Genomic DNA, 14221 nt, shown 5'->3' with positions numbered 1-14221 from the left:
GCGAGGGACCGCTCGAACAGGTCCAGGCCGGGGAAGCACGTCCGTTCCAGCGGGTCGCGGCGGTGGACGTCGATCAGTTCGGCGAGCCCGCCGGGAGCGTCGTCGCGGGTGCGCAGGTAGTCCTCGATGTCCCGGCGGAACTCCGTGGGGAGGACCTCGGAGAGCAGGTCGCGTGTGCGGCCGGCCTCGATGTCCACTTCGACGACCTCTGCGCCCTGGTCGCGGAGGAGTTCCGCGACGCGGGTCATCAGGCGGTCTACGTCCTCGCCGTATGCGGGCATTCGCCACAGGCCGATGCGGGCGGTCCGCAGGTCGGGGGGTCCGTGCCGGGGGACGAGTTCTCCGGAGGTCGGCGCCAACGCGGAGAGGGTCAGGGCGGCGTCTAGGACGTTTCGGGCGATCGGGCCCGCGCAGTCCCGGGCGCGGGAGACGGGGACGACGCCGTCCATGCACACGAGGCCCCGGCTGGGTTTTACGCCGATGACGCCGTTCGTCCCGGCTGGGGTGACGAGTGAACCGTCGGTCTCGGTGCCCACGGCCACCTGGGCGAACCCCGCGGCCACCGCCGCCGCCGGGCCGGAGGACGAGCCGCTGGGGCTGCGGTCCGGGGCGTGCGGGTTCCGCGTCTGGCCGCCGACCGCGGACCACCCCGAGACCGCGTCCGAGGAGCGGAAATTGCTCCATTCGGACAGGTTGGCCTTGCCGAGGATCACCGCCCCGGCGGCGCGCAGCCGGCGCACCGGCTCCGCGTCCCGCGCGGGGCGGCCGCGGGCGAGGGCGCGGGAGCCGGCGGTGGTCGGCAGGCCGGCCGTGTCGATGTTGTCCTTGAGCAGGACGGGGATGCCGTCGAGCGGCCCTCGCAGCTCCCCGGCCGCCCGGCGGCGGTCGGACGCCGCGGCCTGCGTGGTCGCGGTCGGGTCCAGTGCGAGGACCGCTCGCACGGCACCGTCCAGGCGGTTGATCCGGGCGAGGTACGCCTCCGTCAGGGAGACCGCGTCCAGGCAGCCGCGCGTCCTGCACCGCTGGAGTCCGGGAATGGTGGCCCGGTCGAGAGCCGAGCCGTCATCGCAGGCACATGCCCCGCCGCTCGCCAATGCACCGACCTTCCCTCCCGGACGACCCTAGCCGCTCCCGGGCGGAACGGAACGGGCTAGGTGACACTGCCTTTACCCCGCAAGTGGGAATGAGTGGTGTTCGTGGAGGACGGTCCAGCGGCCGTTCTGCTTGCGCAGGCCGATGGTCAGGCGCAGGCGGTTGTCGGGGTTGGTTTCGAAGTCCTCCTTGGTGCCGCAACGCAGCAGCGCGTAGGCGAAGGCGACGTCGTCCCCCGCGACGACGTCCAGCGACTCGATCTCGAAGGCGGCCGCCTGGGCCTGCCACTCGAAGAACGGCGTCCACGTCCGGCGGTAGTCGTCCAGGCCGCGCACTCCCTGATAGGGCGGCGGGACGTCGAACAGGACGATGTCCTCGGCATGGTCCCGGAGGACCTCGTCCAAGTCGCCCTCGTGGACCGCCTCGGCCCAGCGTTCGATCAGCGCGCGGATCTGCTTTTCGTCTGTGTGCATCTTCGTGGCCTTCCGGGCTCGGTCTGTCCGTCAGGACTACAACCCGGGGCGGGCCGCGAAATCATCGCGGTGGGCCGGGCAATTCCGCGGGAAGGTCGAACAGCAGGAAGTCGGCGTCCAGGAAGGACACGACCTCGGCGATCCTGGTGCCGCGCAGCACCAGTACGTCCAGGCCCGCCGGGACGTACAACGCCCTGGCGTCGTCCCACATGTAGGTGCCGAAGGCCGGCCGGCCGTTCGCCCGCGTTGGCAAGAACTGCCAACGCGCGGTCAGCGGACCCTCGGTCAGGAATGTGCGGATGGCCGCGTGGCCCTCGTACCAGGCGGGCAGCGGCGGCATCGAGTACCTGGCGTCCTCGGTGAGCAGCGCCACGATGGAGTCGACGTCGCGTGCTTCCCACGCAGCCATGTAGCGGCGGATCAGGTTCCGCTGCTCGGCCTCCTCGACCGCGTCGAGTGTGGGGCGCCGGCCGGTGCGGGGGGCCGCCTTTCTTGCGCGCTGTAGTGCGCTGTTGATCGCGGCCGTCGTCGTTTCCAGAATGTCGGCGGCCTCCTGGGCGCGGTATCCGAGGACGTCGCAGAGCAGGAGGGCGGCGCGCTGCGGGGCCGACAGGTGCTGGAGGGCGGCGACGAACGCGATCTCCACGCTCTCGCGGGCCAGGGCGCGGGCCTCCGGGTCGAGGTCGTCCGTCCAGCGGTCGGGGTACGGCTCCACCCACGCTCTCTCGACGGCCGGCGCGCCCTCCGGGCTCATGTCGGTGGGCAGTTCCCGGCGGCCGCGCCGCTCGATCAGCGTCAGCGCCCGGTTCGTGGCGATCTTGTAGAGCCAGGGGCGGAGGGAGGCCCGCGGCTCGTATGCGGGCAGGCTCCGCCATGCCCGGTCGAGGGTTTCCTGGACGGCGTCCTCCGCGTCGTGGGCCGAGGCGAGCATCCGGTAGCAGTGCGCTCGCAGCTCGTCCCGGAACGGCTCGACCAGGCGGCCGAACGCCTCCCGGTCCCCGTTCTTGGCCGCCGTCACCAGCTCGGTTTCCGTGACGCCCTCGTCCATGGGACGAGTATCGCCGACCGGGTCAGAGCCAGCCGAGCTCGGTGGGCTGGGGGAAGCCGCGCTGCCAGATGCCGTAGGCGGTGAGGGCGATGAAGGCGGGCGCGAAGGCGGGGATCAGGACGCGGCCGAGGTGGTGCCGGGTGCGTATGCCCCAGATCGTGAAGGCCCCGGCGACGAGCAGGCCCATCAGGGCGGTGCCGCCTTCGAGGGAGTTGGTGGTCCAGGTGACGGCAACGCCTAGGGCTAGCAGCAGCGCCGGGAGCGGTGCGGGGGCGGGAGTCCGGGCGAGGGTCCGGGCGAGGGCGGCGACGACCAGGGCGGCTCCGGCGTACCAGATGTAGTGGCCGGCGACCTCGTCCCACATGTGGACGACGGCGATACCCGGGGTGTCGTTGCCGACGGAGTTGGCGGCGAGGTGGATGCCGTGCCCTTCGACGTAGGTGATGGCGCCGACGAGGTAGACCGCCCAGCTCCGGACGTCGGCGCGGCCGGCGTGGAGTGCGGCGGCGGCCGTCAGCAGGACGGTGTAGGGGGTGAGGACGTCGGCCCAGTCGGCCCAGCGGGTGTCGCCGACCGTGCCGAGCCAGGCGAGGCCGAAGCCGATGTGGTGGGTGAGGCCGTAGGCGAGGGCGCAGGCGGCGAGCCACTGCCGCGCGCGCCGGTCGTCGGGGGGTGCGGTCGTCGAAGTCATCCGTCTCCCGGTTCGGCGGATGACCATCATGGCGGACACCGGGACCGGGAAGCGCGAGGGGACCACGCCGGTCGCGGCGTGGTCCCCGGAAACCGTCGCGGGTCAGCAGAGTCCGCGCGGCTTGGAGGTCTTGCACCGGTTGGCGCGGACCTTGTTGGTCTTGCTGCCGCTGTTGTCGACCAGGTCGAACGGCGCGTTGCCGAGGACGCGGTTGCCCTCGACGACGTTGTGGCGGGCCGGCCGGTCCTGCGGCGGGGCGCCGGGGAAGAGGACGATGCCGCCGGAGTACGGCAGCTTGCCGCGGTTGCGGGTCACGTCGTTCTTCTTGATGCTGTTGTGGTCACCGCCGATGAGCATGATGCCGGTGCCCTTGAGCGCCGGGACCGGGCCGTACGCCTTGCAGCCCCGGTTGTTCTTGGAGATCTTGTTCTCCCACAGGGCGTTGTTGCCCTGCCCGCCGCGCTGGCCGTCGTCCACCAGCAGGACGCCGGCGCAGTTGCCGGTGAACGTGTTGTCGTGCACCTTGACGTTGCGGGCGTGCCGCACCAGCAGCCCCATCGCGTTGCCCGAGGCGCGGTTGTGCGCGACGACCGTGCCGTGCGCGTCGGCGATGTCCCCGACGTACAGGCCCGCGTGCGCGCCCGAGTCGTGGACGCGGTTCTGCAGGAAGCGGCCGCGGGTCGAGTTGTACTCCGCGATGCCGTACTCGCCGTTCCTCTTGGCCAGGACGTGCACGACCGAGAGCCGGTCGGTGTGGATGCCGAAGACGCCGGTCTCCTTGAAGCGCTGGACGCTGAGCTTCTCCACCGTCACGTTCCGGACCGGCCGCCCCTCGCGGCCGACCACGCAGATCCCCATTCCGGCCTGCCGGGCCTTGGCGCAGTGGTCCTTGCGGCCGGGACGCAGCACGGTCCGGTCGCCCGCGCCGCGGATCGTCAGCGGCTTGCGGACGAGGACTCCCCCGTCGTAGCGTCCCGCCTTGAGCTGGATGACGTCGCCCGGCCGGGCCTTGTTCACGGCCTTCTGAATCGAGCGTCCCGGCTTCACCACGTGCACCCGCGACGCGTCCGTGGCCGCCTGGCCGGCCGGCATGAAGGCCGCGAACGCGACCGCCGTCCCGAGCGAGACCGCAAGAGTCCGCCTCATCCTGTTTCCCCCGTTTCTCATGCAGCCAACTGAAAATCGCCCGCCCTCTTCGCGGCCGGGCGATTCTTCGCTCATCCTGGACCGCCCGTGCATCGCCATCGGGGCGGAAAAGGTAAACGGCTGGGAATGGCCGTGATTTTGCCGTCCCTTTCGGAATCGCAGACGGCTTCGGGGGAACCCGCCGGACAACCGGCGGCCGTGGTCGCGCGTCTCAGCGGAAGCGCGCACGTCCGTTCGGGGTGAGCAGGACGACCAGGACGTATGCCGCCGCGAGCACCGACGCGAATATGACGGACATCACCGGGGGCGGCCCGCCGAGCGGAAAACGAAAAGGCCCCACGAAAGCGGCGGTTCCCAGAACGACCCACAGCGCCTCGTAGACGACCGCCGCCGTGTGCACGTTCCGGCCACCGGAGGGAAGGCGCGCGGCGATCACCAGGCCGGGCACGGCGAACAGCAGCGCGGGCAGCGAGAAGAGTACCGGGACCAGCAGGTAGGGCGCGGTGCCGTCGTCGGGGATGCCCTGCACCGCCACCCACAGCAGGACCCCGGCGTTCGGCAGGAGCCACGCCAGGCCGCACAGGACGGCCTGCATCCAGAGCATCGCGTGCGCCATGCCCAGGGCGCCCGGCGGGGGCCGCTGTTGGACGTTCATGACGCCCAGGGTGCCCCGTGGGCCCGGTGGGCGCATGAGTACTTGTACTCAGCGGCGGTGGCGCGGCTACGCAGCCGGCGTCCTGCGGGGCGCCTTGGAACGGGCGTTGACGGCCGACAGGAGGACGCCGCCGAGGCCCTTGGCGGAAGCGGCCAGGAACGTCGTCCAGTCGAAGTAGTCGCGCCAGAGGGTGATGCGGTCGTCCTCGACCCGGAAGGTGCCGCACACCCAGAACTCGGCGCGCCAGGCCCCGGCCTCCAGCACGTCGGTGCGTTCGGTGAGGACGACCGGGCCGTTGGCGGCGATGTTGTGGACGCGGGCCTCGAAGCCGCTGCCGTAGCGCGTCATGGCCCGCAGCGTCTTCTCGACGGCGGCCAGGCCGCGGGCCGGGGGCAGCGGGACGTTCTGGTACACGATCTCCGGCGACGCGTAGCCGAGGGCCCGGTCGACGTCGAGGTCTTCGAGGGCGGACAGGAAGCCGGTGACGATCTGGATCTCGCTCATGGAGGGTCCTCCGGGGTCGGTGGGACAACCGTAGTCCACCGGCGGCCGCCGTCCCGGCGGCCCCGGGGTGGAAAATGTGATATCACTTTGATAGTTTGCAGTTATCACCCTAACGAGGAGGTACCGGATGGCCGAAGAGGCGACCAAGGTGGAGATGCCGCGCCCGAAGATCAGCGAGCGGCCGGCGAGCGACCGCGGCGGCTGGGCGCTGCTGGGGGTGGCGGTCCTGCTGATCGCGCTGGGCGCCGCGGCGGCCGTCGCCGGGGCCCTGGCCGGCGGGGCAGTCGCGGTGGCGGGCGGGGCCGTCGCCGGTTCCGTGCTCCTGCTGGCCGGGCTGGTCGTCGCGGCCGGCCTGACGCCGGTGGCCCCGGGCGAGGCCCGGGTGCTGCAGCTGCTCGGGCGCTACAAGGGCACGGTGCGCACCGACGGCCTCCGCTGGGTCAACCCGCTGACCATGCGGAAGAAGGTGTCGACGCGGATCCGCAACCACGAGACCGGCCTCGCGAAGGTCAACGACCTGGACGGGAACCCGATCGAGATCTCGGCCGTGGTGGTGTGGCAGGTCGCCGACACCGCGCGGGCCGTGTTCGAGGTCGACGACTTCGTGGAGTTCGTGGCGTTCCAGACCGAGGCGGCCGTCCGGCACATCGCGGGCAGCTTCCCCTACGACGACGCCGAGCGCATCTCGCTGCGCGACAACGCCGACGAGATCACCGCGCGGCTGTCGGAGGAGCTGTCGGAGCGGGTCGCGTCCGCCGGGGTCGACATCATCGAGTCGAGGATCACCGGGCTGGCGTACGCGCCGGAGATCGCGCAGGCGATGCTGCGCCGCCAGCAGGCCGGCGCGGTCGTGGCGGCGCGGACGCGGATCGTGGAGGGCGCCGTCGGCATGGTGCAGCTCGCCCTCGAACGGCTGGAGGAGGACAGCGTCATCGAACTGGACGAGGAGCGCAAGGCCGCGATGGTCAGCAACCTGCTGGTCGTGCTGTGCGCCGACCGCGACGCCCAGCCGGTGGTGAACTCCGGCAGCCTCTACCAGTGACCCCGGGTCCACGTGACTGAACGCAAGAAGATCCTGCTGCGGCTCGATCCCGCCGTGCACGACGCCCTGGCACGCTGGGCGGCGGACGAGCTGCGCAGCACCAACGCGCAGATCGAGTTCCTGCTGCGCCGGGCGCTCGCCGACGCGGGGCGGATGCCCGGGTCGGCGACCCGGATGCGCGGGCCCGGACGGCCCCGCAAGGCGGCACGGGACACAGGCGACTCGAACACGGGCGACTTGAACACGGGCCCCTCAAGCACGGGCGACTTGAACACGGGCCCCTCAGGCACAGGCGACACGGGAGTCGGCGGCTCAAGCGCGGGCGGCCCGGGTACCGGCAGGGATACGGAAGGTCCGCCGCGCGGCGGGGACGGGGATTGAGATGGTCAAGGTTCCAGAATCGCTGCCGGCCCGGATGTACCTGCTCGCGTACGACCTCCGGAAGCACAAGATGAGCAAGAGCCGCACGGAACTCGGCTACCTGCTGCGCGGGGCCGCCCTGACCGAGCTGTACCTGGACGGGCGGCTCGGCGAGGAGCGCCGCAAGCCCGTCCCGGGCACGCCCGGCGACGACCCGTACGGCGTGCTCGCGCAGATCGCGGAGTCGCGGCCCAGGTCGTGGCAGCACTGGGTGCGCAAGGACGCCAAGGAGATGCTGGCGAGGGTCCAGGACGAGCTGGTCCGGGACGGGTGGATCCGCGTCCAGGAGCACCGGGTGCTGGGCCTATTCCCCCGGCAGGAGGTCACCGTCAAGGACCCGCGGGTGGTGAAGCAGCTGTGGGGCGGGGCGTCGTCGGCGCTGCGGGGGCGGCCGGTGGCGCACGTCCACAGCTACGACGCGGCGGCGGTCGCGCTCGCCGCGGCGGCCGACCTGACGGCCGTGCTCCCCGGCGCGGACCGCCGGCGCCACAAGCGGCGCATCCGGGAGCTGACGGCCCGGACGGGCCCGGCGCCGGCGGCGGTCCGCAAGGTGCGCGACGAGCTGTACACGGCCGCCGCGGGCTGAGGCCGGGCCACTCGACCACCGGCGCTACTCGACGACCAGCTCCACCGGCACGTTGCCGCGGGTGGCGTTCGAGTACGGGCAGATCTCGTGGGCGCGCTCCACCAGCGCGCGGCCGTTCTCCAGGTCGTCGGGCAGTTCCACGCGCAGGACGACGGTCAGCCCGAAACCGCTCTCGACGTCGCCGCCGATGCCGACCTCGGCGGTGACGGAGACGTCCCGGACGTCCTGCCGGGTACCGCGGGCGGCCGCGGCGATCGCGGAGGCGAAGCAGGCGGCGTACCCGGCGGCGAACAGCTGCTCGGGGTTGGTTCCCTCGCCGTCGCCGCCCATCTCGCGGGGCGCGGCGAGGACCAGGTCGAGGCGGCCGTCGGAGCTGACGGCCTTGCCGTCCCGCCCGCTGGCGGTGGCCACGGCGGTGTAGTGGACGTCCATGACGCCTCCTTCAGTTGTACGCAACTAAGTTGGACACAACCAACGTACCGCAGCCGCGCGCCGCCGCACAGGGGTCGCCGAGCAAGTCCGACATGTTTATGTGGGTCCGAAAGGGCACGTTTTAGGAGGACGAACCTCGGACGGAGATGACGTGGAGATCAGCCTCGACCTCCTGCTACCCCGGGACGCGGCCAGCGTCCCGGCCACCCGGCGCCTGCTGGACGCGGCGCTCACCGCGCTCGGCGTGGAGGAGTCGATCAGAGACGACATCGAGGTGATGCTCACCGAGGCGTGCACGAACGTCATCAAGCACGCCGAGCACGGCGCGGACTACACGGTGCGCGCGACGATCCAGGACTCCCGCTGCATGATCAAGGTGATCGACTCCGGGCGGGGCTTCGAAGCCGCCGCGCTGCCGCCCCCCGAACTCACCGCCGAGCAGGGCCGCGGCCTGACGATCATGCGGATGCTGGCCGACGACGTCCACTTCCGCTCGTTCATGCACGACGGGGCCCTCGTGGCACTGGAGAAGAACCTGCGGTACGGCGAGGACAGCCTCGGCGGGGTGCTCACGGCCGGCAACGGGAGCTCGCTGCACGCCTGGGCCGAGCCGGAGACCGAGGGCCTGACCGACCGCCTGTTCGACATGGCGCGCGGCGGCGAGACCGCCCGGCTCGCCGGCTTCGTGGACGCGGGCGCGCCGCCGAACCTGGCCGACGAGCGGGGCGACACGCTGCTGATGCTCGCCGCCCGCAACGGGCACGCCGGCACCGTCCGGGCCCTGGCCGCCCGCGGCGCCGACCCCGAGCGCGCCAACGACCGGGGCCAGCGGCCGCTCACCGGCGCGGTGGCGCAGAAGGAGGACGAGGTCGTGCGGGCGCTGCTGGAGGCGGGCGCCGACCCCCGCGCCGGCTCGCCCTCGGCCGTCGAGATGGCACGGCGGTTCGGCCACGCCGAGTTCCTCGCGATGTTCGACCAGGCCACTCCCCCGGGCGCGTGACCTCGCGCGCGTGACCCGTCCGGGCGCGCCCGCTCCGGGCGTCCGCTCAGCGGACCCCGTCGGAGGCCAGCTCGCCCTTGGCGGCCAGGCCGTCCCGCTGCGGCTGCCCGTTCTTGTCCTCGATGACCACGCGGTGGTGCCAGTAGGGCGGCGCGATGCCCTCCTCGCGGATCACCCGGTGCAGCCGCTTGAGGAACTCGTGCTTGATGCGGAACTGGTCGCCGAACTCCGACGAGCGCAGGATCACGTGGAAGCCGACCGTGGCGTCGTTGAAGTCGTTGAACCGGACGAAGATGTCGCAGTCGGCCACCCCGCCCTGGACCTCCTTCATCACGTCGTGCCCGACCTCGATGAGCAGGTCCTCGAACCGGTCCAGGTCGACCTCGTAGGCCACCTTCGCGTACACCAGGATCGACATGTCCTGGGCGGGCCGGTGGTAGTTGGTGAGGATCGTGTCGGAGAACCTCATGTTCGGGATGACTTCGATGTTGTCGGACAGCGTCCGGATCGTGGTGTTGCGCCAGTTGATGTCGACGACGTAGCCCTCCTGGCCGGAGGCCAGCTTGATGTAGTCGCCGGGCTCGATCGTCTTGGCCGCCAGGACGTGCACGCCCGCGAACAGGTTGGCGAGCGTGTCCTGCAGGGCGAGCGCGACCGCGAGGCCGCCGACGCCGAGGGCGCCGAGCAGCGGCGTGATCGACACCCCGAGGCTCTGCAGCATCACCAGGATGCCGATGCCGAGCACGACCACGCGGGTGATGTTCGCGAAGATCGTCACGTTGCCGGCGACGCCCTGCCTGGCCAGCGCGACCGTGCTGACCCCGGCGGCGATCAGCCGCGCCAGCGCCAGCGTGACCACGAAGATGGCGAGCGCCGAGAGCACCTTCGCGGTGGCGTCGAGCGTGCCGCGCGGCAGTTCCAGCACCCGCGCGGCGATCCAGAGGCCGAGCAGGACCGACAGGGGCACCGCCGTGTCCTTGATCAGCCGGGCCGCGAGGTCGTCCCAGCTGGCCCGGGTGTCCCCGGCCCGCTGGAACAGCCGGCCGGTCACCAGCCGCAGCAGCACCGCGACCGCCAGGGCGGACGCCAGCACGATCCCGGCGACGATCACCCGTTCCCAGCTCACATCAGCCATGGCGTACGCCTGTCTCCCTCCGCGCGGGCACGGCGAATACGCCCGTCGGATTCGCCGGTTGATCCCGTGGTGCCTGTCTTGCGCGCCCTCGATCGTATAGAAGACCCGGAGTGCGCGAGGCACATCACGGGCTCCGGAGGCGGGCGCGACCACCGGGGCGATTACGCTTGATCAGATGGTAGGCGTGGGAATGATGCGCCGGCTGGGGGTCACGGCGCTGGGACTGCGGAACGGCCCCCACCGCGTCACGGTCGAACGCGACCTGGAGGTCCCGGCCGGCGACGGCGTCACCCTCCTGGCCGACCGGTACGCCCCGGACGGCGTCGAGCGGGCGCCGACGGTCCTCGTCCGGTCCCCCTACGGGCGGCGCGGCCCCTTCGGGCTCATGTGCGGGCAGGCGTTCGCGTCGCACGGTTTCCAGGCCGTCGTGCAGAGCGTCCGCGGCGGGTTCGGGTCCGGCGGCGTCTTCGAGGCGCTGGACGAGCGGGAGGACGGACTCGCCACCATCGAGTGGCTGAAGTCACAGCCGTGGTTCGGCGGGACGTTCGCCATGCACGGCCCGAGCTACCTCGGCTACGTCCAGTGGGCCGTCGCCGCCGAGGCGGGCCCCGAGCTGCGCGCCCTGTCGATGCAGGTCACCGCCTCGACGTTCCGCGACGCCGTGAACGTCGGCGGGACGTTCGCGCTGGAGTCCACGCTGATCTGGGTCGACCTGACCGCGCGGATGAAGAACTCGCTGTCCGGGATCACCACCGGCATCATGTCGCCGCGCCGCGCCCGCCGCGCCACCCTGTCCGGCAAGCCGATCGCCGAACTCGACCGGCTCGCGACGGGCGAGCAGCAGCGGTTCTTCCAGGAGCTCCTCGTCAACGGCCCCGACACCTCGTTCTGGGACAAGCGCGACTTCAGCCCCACCGTGTCGCGGGTCGCGGCCCCGGTGAACATGACCGGCGGGTGGTACGACATCTTCCTGCCGTGGCAGATGCGCGACTACGCCGCGCTCCGCGCCGCCGGGCGGCGCCCCTACCTGACCATCGGGCCGTGGTTCCACGCCGACCAGCGGATGATGCGCGGCTCGGTCGGCGAGTCGGTCGCCTGGTTCCGCGCGCACCTGCTGGACGACCCGTCCGAGCTGCGGGACCAGCCCGTCCGGCTGTACATCACGGGCGCGGACGAGTGGCGCGAGTTCCCCGACTGGCCCGTCCCCGGGATGCGGGAGGAGCGCTGGCACCTGCAGCCCGGCGGCGCCCTCGCACCGGACGAGCCGCCCGAGTCGGAACCGGACTCCTACCGGTACGACCCGAACCACCCGACGCCGTTCCTCGGCGGCCCGACGCTGCTCGGCGAGACCCGGCCGTCCACCGACCAGCGGCGGCTGGAGCGCCGCCGGGACGTGCTGACCTACACTTCGGCCGTCCTGGACGACGACCTGGAGATCATCGGCCCGGTCACCGCCGACCTGTACATCCGCTCGAACCGCGCGCACACCGACTTCGTCGTGCGGCTGTGCGACGTCACGCCCGACGGCGAGTCGCTGAACCTGTGCGAGGGCATGCGGCGGCTCGTCGCGGGCGAACCGGAGCCGGACGGCGACGGCGTCCGGCGCGTGGCGCTGGAGCTGTGGCCGGCCGGGCACCGCTTCCGCCGCGGGCACCGCGTCCGCGTGCAGGTCGCGAGCGGCGCCTACCCGCGCGTCGCCCGCAACCCGGGGACCGGCGCCCCGATCGGGACCGCCACCGACATGCTGACCGCCGACCAGGAGATCTTCCACTCCCCCGGGCATCCGTCGACGATCAACCTGCCGGTCGTCCGGGGGTAGCCCGGCGGAGAGCTCAGCGGGCCCGCAGCGCCGCCAGCGCCTTGTCGGCGTGGGTGTTCATGCGGATCTCGCTCTTCACGACCGCCAGGACGCGGCGGTCGGTGCCGATGACGAAGGTCTGCCGCCTGGTCGGCAGCAGGGCTATGCCGCGCTTGACGCCGAAGAGGTCGCGGACGCGGCCGTCCGGGTCGGACAGCAGGGGGTAGCCGAGGGTGTTGCGGTCGGCGAACTCCTTCTGCTTCTCGACGGTGTCGGCGCTGACGCCGACCGGGTGGGCGCCGACCTCGGCGAGCTCGGCCGCGACGTCGCGGAAGTGGCACGCCTCGGCGGTGCAGCCGGGGGTCATCGCGGCCGGGTAGAAGAACAGGACCACCGGGCCCTTCTCCAGGAGACCGGTCAGCGTGCGCGGCTCACCCGTCTCGTCGGGCAGCTCGAAGTCGTCAACGACGTCACCGACGTTCATGGGAGGAATCTACCGCCCCCGGTCATTCCGTCCCCGGCCGGAGCAGTCCGGCGATGTCGCGGGGCGCCCAGGCGCCGCGGGCTCCCGGACGTCCGGCCAGGTAGGAGGCGGCGCGCTCGGCGGACCAGCCGTGCGCCTCGCGCAGGCCGGTGCCGAGCATGGCCAGGTAGGGGGCGGTCGGCGCGGTCGGCGCGGCGGGCTCCGGCGACGTGAACGTGAGCATGGGCCGGCCCGCGCACTCCCCGACCCTGAGGACGGTCTCGTAGCGGCCGGGGCCGATGCGCTGCCGGCCGCGGGCCATCGCCTCCGAGAGGTCGTGGTCGGTGCCCACCGCGCGGTGCATCTCCTGGGACATGACGTCGCAGAACTGGCGGCGGGTCAGCAGGTAGGCGCGGGCGGCGGCGCGGCCGGGCAGGTCCGGGTCGTAGAACGCCATCCCGCCGCCCCACGTCTGCGAGTCGTGCGCGAAGTAGATGCCGCCGGGCACGGTGATGACCCGTTCGGCGCGCGCGGGGCGGGGATCGCGGCAGCCGGCCTGGCGGCGCGCGCCGCCGCGCGGGCGGCCGCCGGCGAGGTAGCAGCGGAACCTCTCCGCGGAGAGGTTCGATCCGTAGGCCACGTACCAGAGCGGTTCCTCGTCCATTTTGTCCAGTATTCCAGCAGGTGGCGGGCGGTTCCGCGGGGCTCGCACGGCAACGAGATCCGATTCGCGACGTTTGACGCGGAGTGCGGGCGGTTATAGAACCTTTCGAGCAGGTGTCTACGACGCAGATACCTCCGAGCTTCCCCTGTGATGTCCCGGAGGACCCGTATGCACCGCCAGCTTCACATCGCGCTCGTGTCCGCCTCCGACCTTGACGGCGAACACCTGCAGTCAATCCACGTTCGGGACCTCGCCCGTTCGCTCACCCGTCCGCTGTCCGCCGACGGCGAGCAGAACCAGGTCACGGTGTACACGCGGCGCCAGAACAGCGCCGCCCGCGGCCGGACCCGCATCGCGCCGGGCGCCGCCCTCGTCAACCTGGACGCCGGGCCGGCCCGCCCGCTCCCCGACGACGAGCTGCTCAAGTACGTCCGCGACTTCGCCGACGAGCTCCGCCGCCGCTGGTCCGGCGCCGGACGGCCGGACATCGTCCACGCGCACGGCTGGATCGGCGGCCTCGCCGCCTGCGCCGTCGCCCGCGAGCTGGACATCCCGTTCGTGCAGAGCTACCACGGCGTCGCCGCCACCGAGCGCCGCGCCGGCGCCACGGTGCACCCGCACCGCGACCGCCTGGAGAAGGCCATCGGCCGCGGCGCGGACCTGGTCCTCGCCGGGCACGCCGAGGAGGCCGCCACGCTGGTGCGGCTGGGCGTCCCCCGGCCGCGGATGTCCGTCGTCCCCTACGGCGTTGACGGCGACCTGTTCTCGCAGGTCGGCCCCTCGATGCCGCGCGGCGACCGGCGCCGGATGGTGATGGTCTGCGACGACCTGGAGGCCGGCGGCGTCGAGACCGCGCTGCAGGCCATGGTGCACGTCCCGAACGCCGAGCTGGCCATCGCCGGCGGCCCCGCCCGCGAGGACCTGGACCACGACCCCGCCGTGCACCGGCTGACGCTGCTGGCCAAGGAGCTGCACGTCGCCGACCGCGTGATCTTCCTCGGCCGGATGCCCCGCAAGTCGCTGCCGAAGCTGCTGCGGACCGCGAGCCTCGCCCTCTGCCTCGACCCCCACC

Annotated in this window: 16 protein-coding genes and 1 pseudogene; 6 read left to right on the top strand and 11 right to left on the bottom strand. The window is 72.4% G+C overall.

All coding sequences use genetic code 11. The features are described from left to right. From E1200_RS22245 to E1200_RS22215, 7 genes are all read right to left on the bottom strand, one after another. Nucleotides 1-1094: amidase family protein (locus E1200_RS22245; RefSeq protein ID WP_131953995.1), on the bottom strand; the 1094-nt coding region annotated here is incomplete at its 3' end. A gap of 72 nt (nucleotides 1095-1166) precedes the next feature. Beyond that, entirely contained in the window at nucleotides 1167-1565 is a 399-nt protein-coding gene (locus E1200_RS22240) for a nuclear transport factor 2 family protein (protein WP_131953994.1), read from the bottom strand. A 61-nt stretch (nucleotides 1566-1626) separates the two neighbouring features. After that, nucleotides 1627-2613, bottom strand: coding sequence for a sigma-70 family RNA polymerase sigma factor (locus tag E1200_RS22235; protein ID WP_131953993.1), 987 nt, complete (start codon nucleotides 2611-2613; stop codon nucleotides 1627-1629). 22 nt (nucleotides 2614-2635) lie between these two features. Beyond that, nucleotides 2636-3304 carry a hypothetical protein gene (locus E1200_RS22230; RefSeq protein WP_131953992.1) on the bottom strand — a complete coding sequence of 223 codons (669 nt, stop codon included), beginning with the start codon at nucleotides 3302-3304 and terminating at the stop codon, nucleotides 2636-2638. Between the two features lie 102 nt (nucleotides 3305-3406). After that, the gene (locus tag E1200_RS22225; protein ID WP_165950414.1) at nucleotides 3407-4450 is read right to left on the bottom strand and encodes a right-handed parallel beta-helix repeat-containing protein; all 1044 of its coding nucleotides are present in this window, start codon (nucleotides 4448-4450) and stop codon (nucleotides 3407-3409) included. 211 nt (nucleotides 4451-4661) lie between these two features. Beyond that, nucleotides 4662-5105, bottom strand: coding sequence for a hypothetical protein (locus tag E1200_RS22220; protein WP_131953990.1), 444 nt, complete (start codon nucleotides 5103-5105; stop codon nucleotides 4662-4664). Nucleotides 5106-5171: 66 nt separating this feature from the next. Further along, nucleotides 5172-5609 carry a limonene-1,2-epoxide hydrolase family protein gene (locus tag E1200_RS22215; protein ID WP_207933492.1) on the bottom strand — a complete coding sequence of 146 codons (438 nt, stop codon included), beginning with the start codon at nucleotides 5607-5609 and terminating at the stop codon, nucleotides 5172-5174. A gap of 127 nt (nucleotides 5610-5736) precedes the next feature. Here E1200_RS22215 and E1200_RS22210 point away from each other — a divergent pair, with 127 nt between their 5' ends. From E1200_RS22210 to E1200_RS22200, 3 genes and pseudogenes are all read left to right on the top strand, one after another. After that, nucleotides 5737-6651 (top strand): SPFH domain-containing protein, encoded by a 915-nt coding sequence (locus E1200_RS22210; protein ID WP_131953989.1) that lies wholly within the window; start codon nucleotides 5737-5739, stop codon nucleotides 6649-6651. 12 nt (nucleotides 6652-6663) lie between these two features. Further along, a pseudogene (locus tag E1200_RS22205) lies at nucleotides 6664-6846 on the top strand (hypothetical protein); the annotation flags it as partial. Nucleotides 6847-7033: 187 nt separating this feature from the next. Next, the gene (locus E1200_RS22200; RefSeq protein ID WP_131953988.1) at nucleotides 7034-7657 is read left to right on the top strand and encodes a GPP34 family phosphoprotein; all 624 of its coding nucleotides are present in this window, start codon (nucleotides 7034-7036) and stop codon (nucleotides 7655-7657) included. A 24-nt stretch (nucleotides 7658-7681) separates the two neighbouring features. Here E1200_RS22200 and E1200_RS22195 read toward each other — a convergent pair whose 3' ends face one another. Beyond that, nucleotides 7682-8089 carry an Ohr family peroxiredoxin gene (locus tag E1200_RS22195; protein ID WP_131953987.1) on the bottom strand — a complete coding sequence of 136 codons (408 nt, stop codon included), beginning with the start codon at nucleotides 8087-8089 and terminating at the stop codon, nucleotides 7682-7684. A gap of 151 nt (nucleotides 8090-8240) precedes the next feature. Between E1200_RS22195 and E1200_RS33890 the strand changes: the two genes are divergently transcribed. Then, nucleotides 8241-9089: an ATP-binding protein gene (locus tag E1200_RS33890; protein WP_165950413.1), complete on the top strand. Its 849-nt coding sequence runs from the start codon at nucleotides 8241-8243 to the stop codon at nucleotides 9087-9089. 46 nt (nucleotides 9090-9135) lie between these two features. On the opposite strand, the gene E1200_RS22185 is transcribed toward E1200_RS33890, so the two are convergent. Beyond that, nucleotides 9136-10224 (bottom strand): mechanosensitive ion channel family protein, encoded by a 1089-nt coding sequence (locus E1200_RS22185; RefSeq protein ID WP_131953986.1) that lies wholly within the window; start codon nucleotides 10222-10224, stop codon nucleotides 9136-9138. 175 nt (nucleotides 10225-10399) lie between these two features. On the opposite strand from E1200_RS22185, the gene E1200_RS22180 reads away from it, so the two are divergent. Further along, nucleotides 10400-12043 (top strand): CocE/NonD family hydrolase, encoded by a 1644-nt coding sequence (locus E1200_RS22180; RefSeq protein WP_131953985.1) that lies wholly within the window; start codon nucleotides 10400-10402, stop codon nucleotides 12041-12043. 13 nt (nucleotides 12044-12056) lie between these two features. On the opposite strand, the gene E1200_RS22175 is transcribed toward E1200_RS22180, so the two are convergent. After that, nucleotides 12057-12506, bottom strand: a complete 450-nt coding sequence (locus E1200_RS22175; RefSeq protein WP_131953984.1) for a peroxiredoxin — start codon at nucleotides 12504-12506, stop codon at nucleotides 12057-12059. Between the two features lie 22 nt (nucleotides 12507-12528). Further along, nucleotides 12529-13149, bottom strand: a complete 621-nt coding sequence (locus E1200_RS22170) for a histone deacetylase (protein WP_131953983.1) — start codon at nucleotides 13147-13149, stop codon at nucleotides 12529-12531. A gap of 168 nt (nucleotides 13150-13317) precedes the next feature. Between E1200_RS22170 and E1200_RS22165 the strand changes: the two genes are divergently transcribed. After that, nucleotides 13318-14221: glycosyltransferase (locus E1200_RS22165; protein ID WP_131953982.1), on the top strand; the 904-nt coding region annotated here is incomplete at its 3' end.

The organism is Actinomadura sp. GC306 (assembly GCF_004348665.1).
GTDB lineage: Bacteria > Actinomycetota > Actinomycetes > Streptosporangiales > Streptosporangiaceae > Spirillospora.
Note: the sequence above shows the minus strand (reverse complement) of the source record. Positions and strands in the feature narration are given on the sequence as shown.

Excerpts from the sequence above, each read along its gene's own strand:
- E1200_RS22230 (WP_131953992.1), bottom strand. The coding sequence starts at position 3,304 with ATGACTTCGACGACCGCACCCCCCGACGACCGGCGCGCGCGGCAGTGG.
- E1200_RS22200 (WP_131953988.1), top strand. The coding sequence starts at position 7,034 with ATGGTCAAGGTTCCAGAATCGCTGCCGGCCCGGATGTACCTGCTCGCG.
- E1200_RS22185 (WP_131953986.1), bottom strand. The coding sequence starts at position 10,224 with ATGGCTGATGTGAGCTGGGAACGGGTGATCGTCGCCGGGATCGTGCTG.
- E1200_RS22220 (WP_131953990.1), bottom strand. The coding sequence starts at position 5,105 with ATGAACGTCCAACAGCGGCCCCCGCCGGGCGCCCTGGGCATGGCGCAC.
- E1200_RS22180 (WP_131953985.1), top strand. The coding sequence starts at position 10,400 with ATGGTAGGCGTGGGAATGATGCGCCGGCTGGGGGTCACGGCGCTGGGA.
- E1200_RS22170 (WP_131953983.1), bottom strand. The coding sequence starts at position 13,149 with ATGGACGAGGAACCGCTCTGGTACGTGGCCTACGGATCGAACCTCTCC.
- E1200_RS22175 (WP_131953984.1), bottom strand. The coding sequence starts at position 12,506 with ATGAACGTCGGTGACGTCGTTGACGACTTCGAGCTGCCCGACGAGACG.
- E1200_RS22210 (WP_131953989.1), top strand. The coding sequence starts at position 5,737 with ATGGCCGAAGAGGCGACCAAGGTGGAGATGCCGCGCCCGAAGATCAGC.
- E1200_RS22240 (WP_131953994.1), bottom strand. The coding sequence starts at position 1,565 with ATGCACACAGACGAAAAGCAGATCCGCGCGCTGATCGAACGCTGGGCC.
- E1200_RS22215 (WP_207933492.1), bottom strand. The coding sequence starts at position 5,609 with ATGAGCGAGATCCAGATCGTCACCGGCTTCCTGTCCGCCCTCGAAGAC.
- E1200_RS22235 (WP_131953993.1), bottom strand. The coding sequence starts at position 2,613 with ATGGACGAGGGCGTCACGGAAACCGAGCTGGTGACGGCGGCCAAGAAC.
- E1200_RS22225 (WP_165950414.1), bottom strand. The coding sequence starts at position 4,450 with ATGAGGCGGACTCTTGCGGTCTCGCTCGGGACGGCGGTCGCGTTCGCG.
- E1200_RS22195 (WP_131953987.1), bottom strand. The coding sequence starts at position 8,089 with ATGGACGTCCACTACACCGCCGTGGCCACCGCCAGCGGGCGGGACGGC.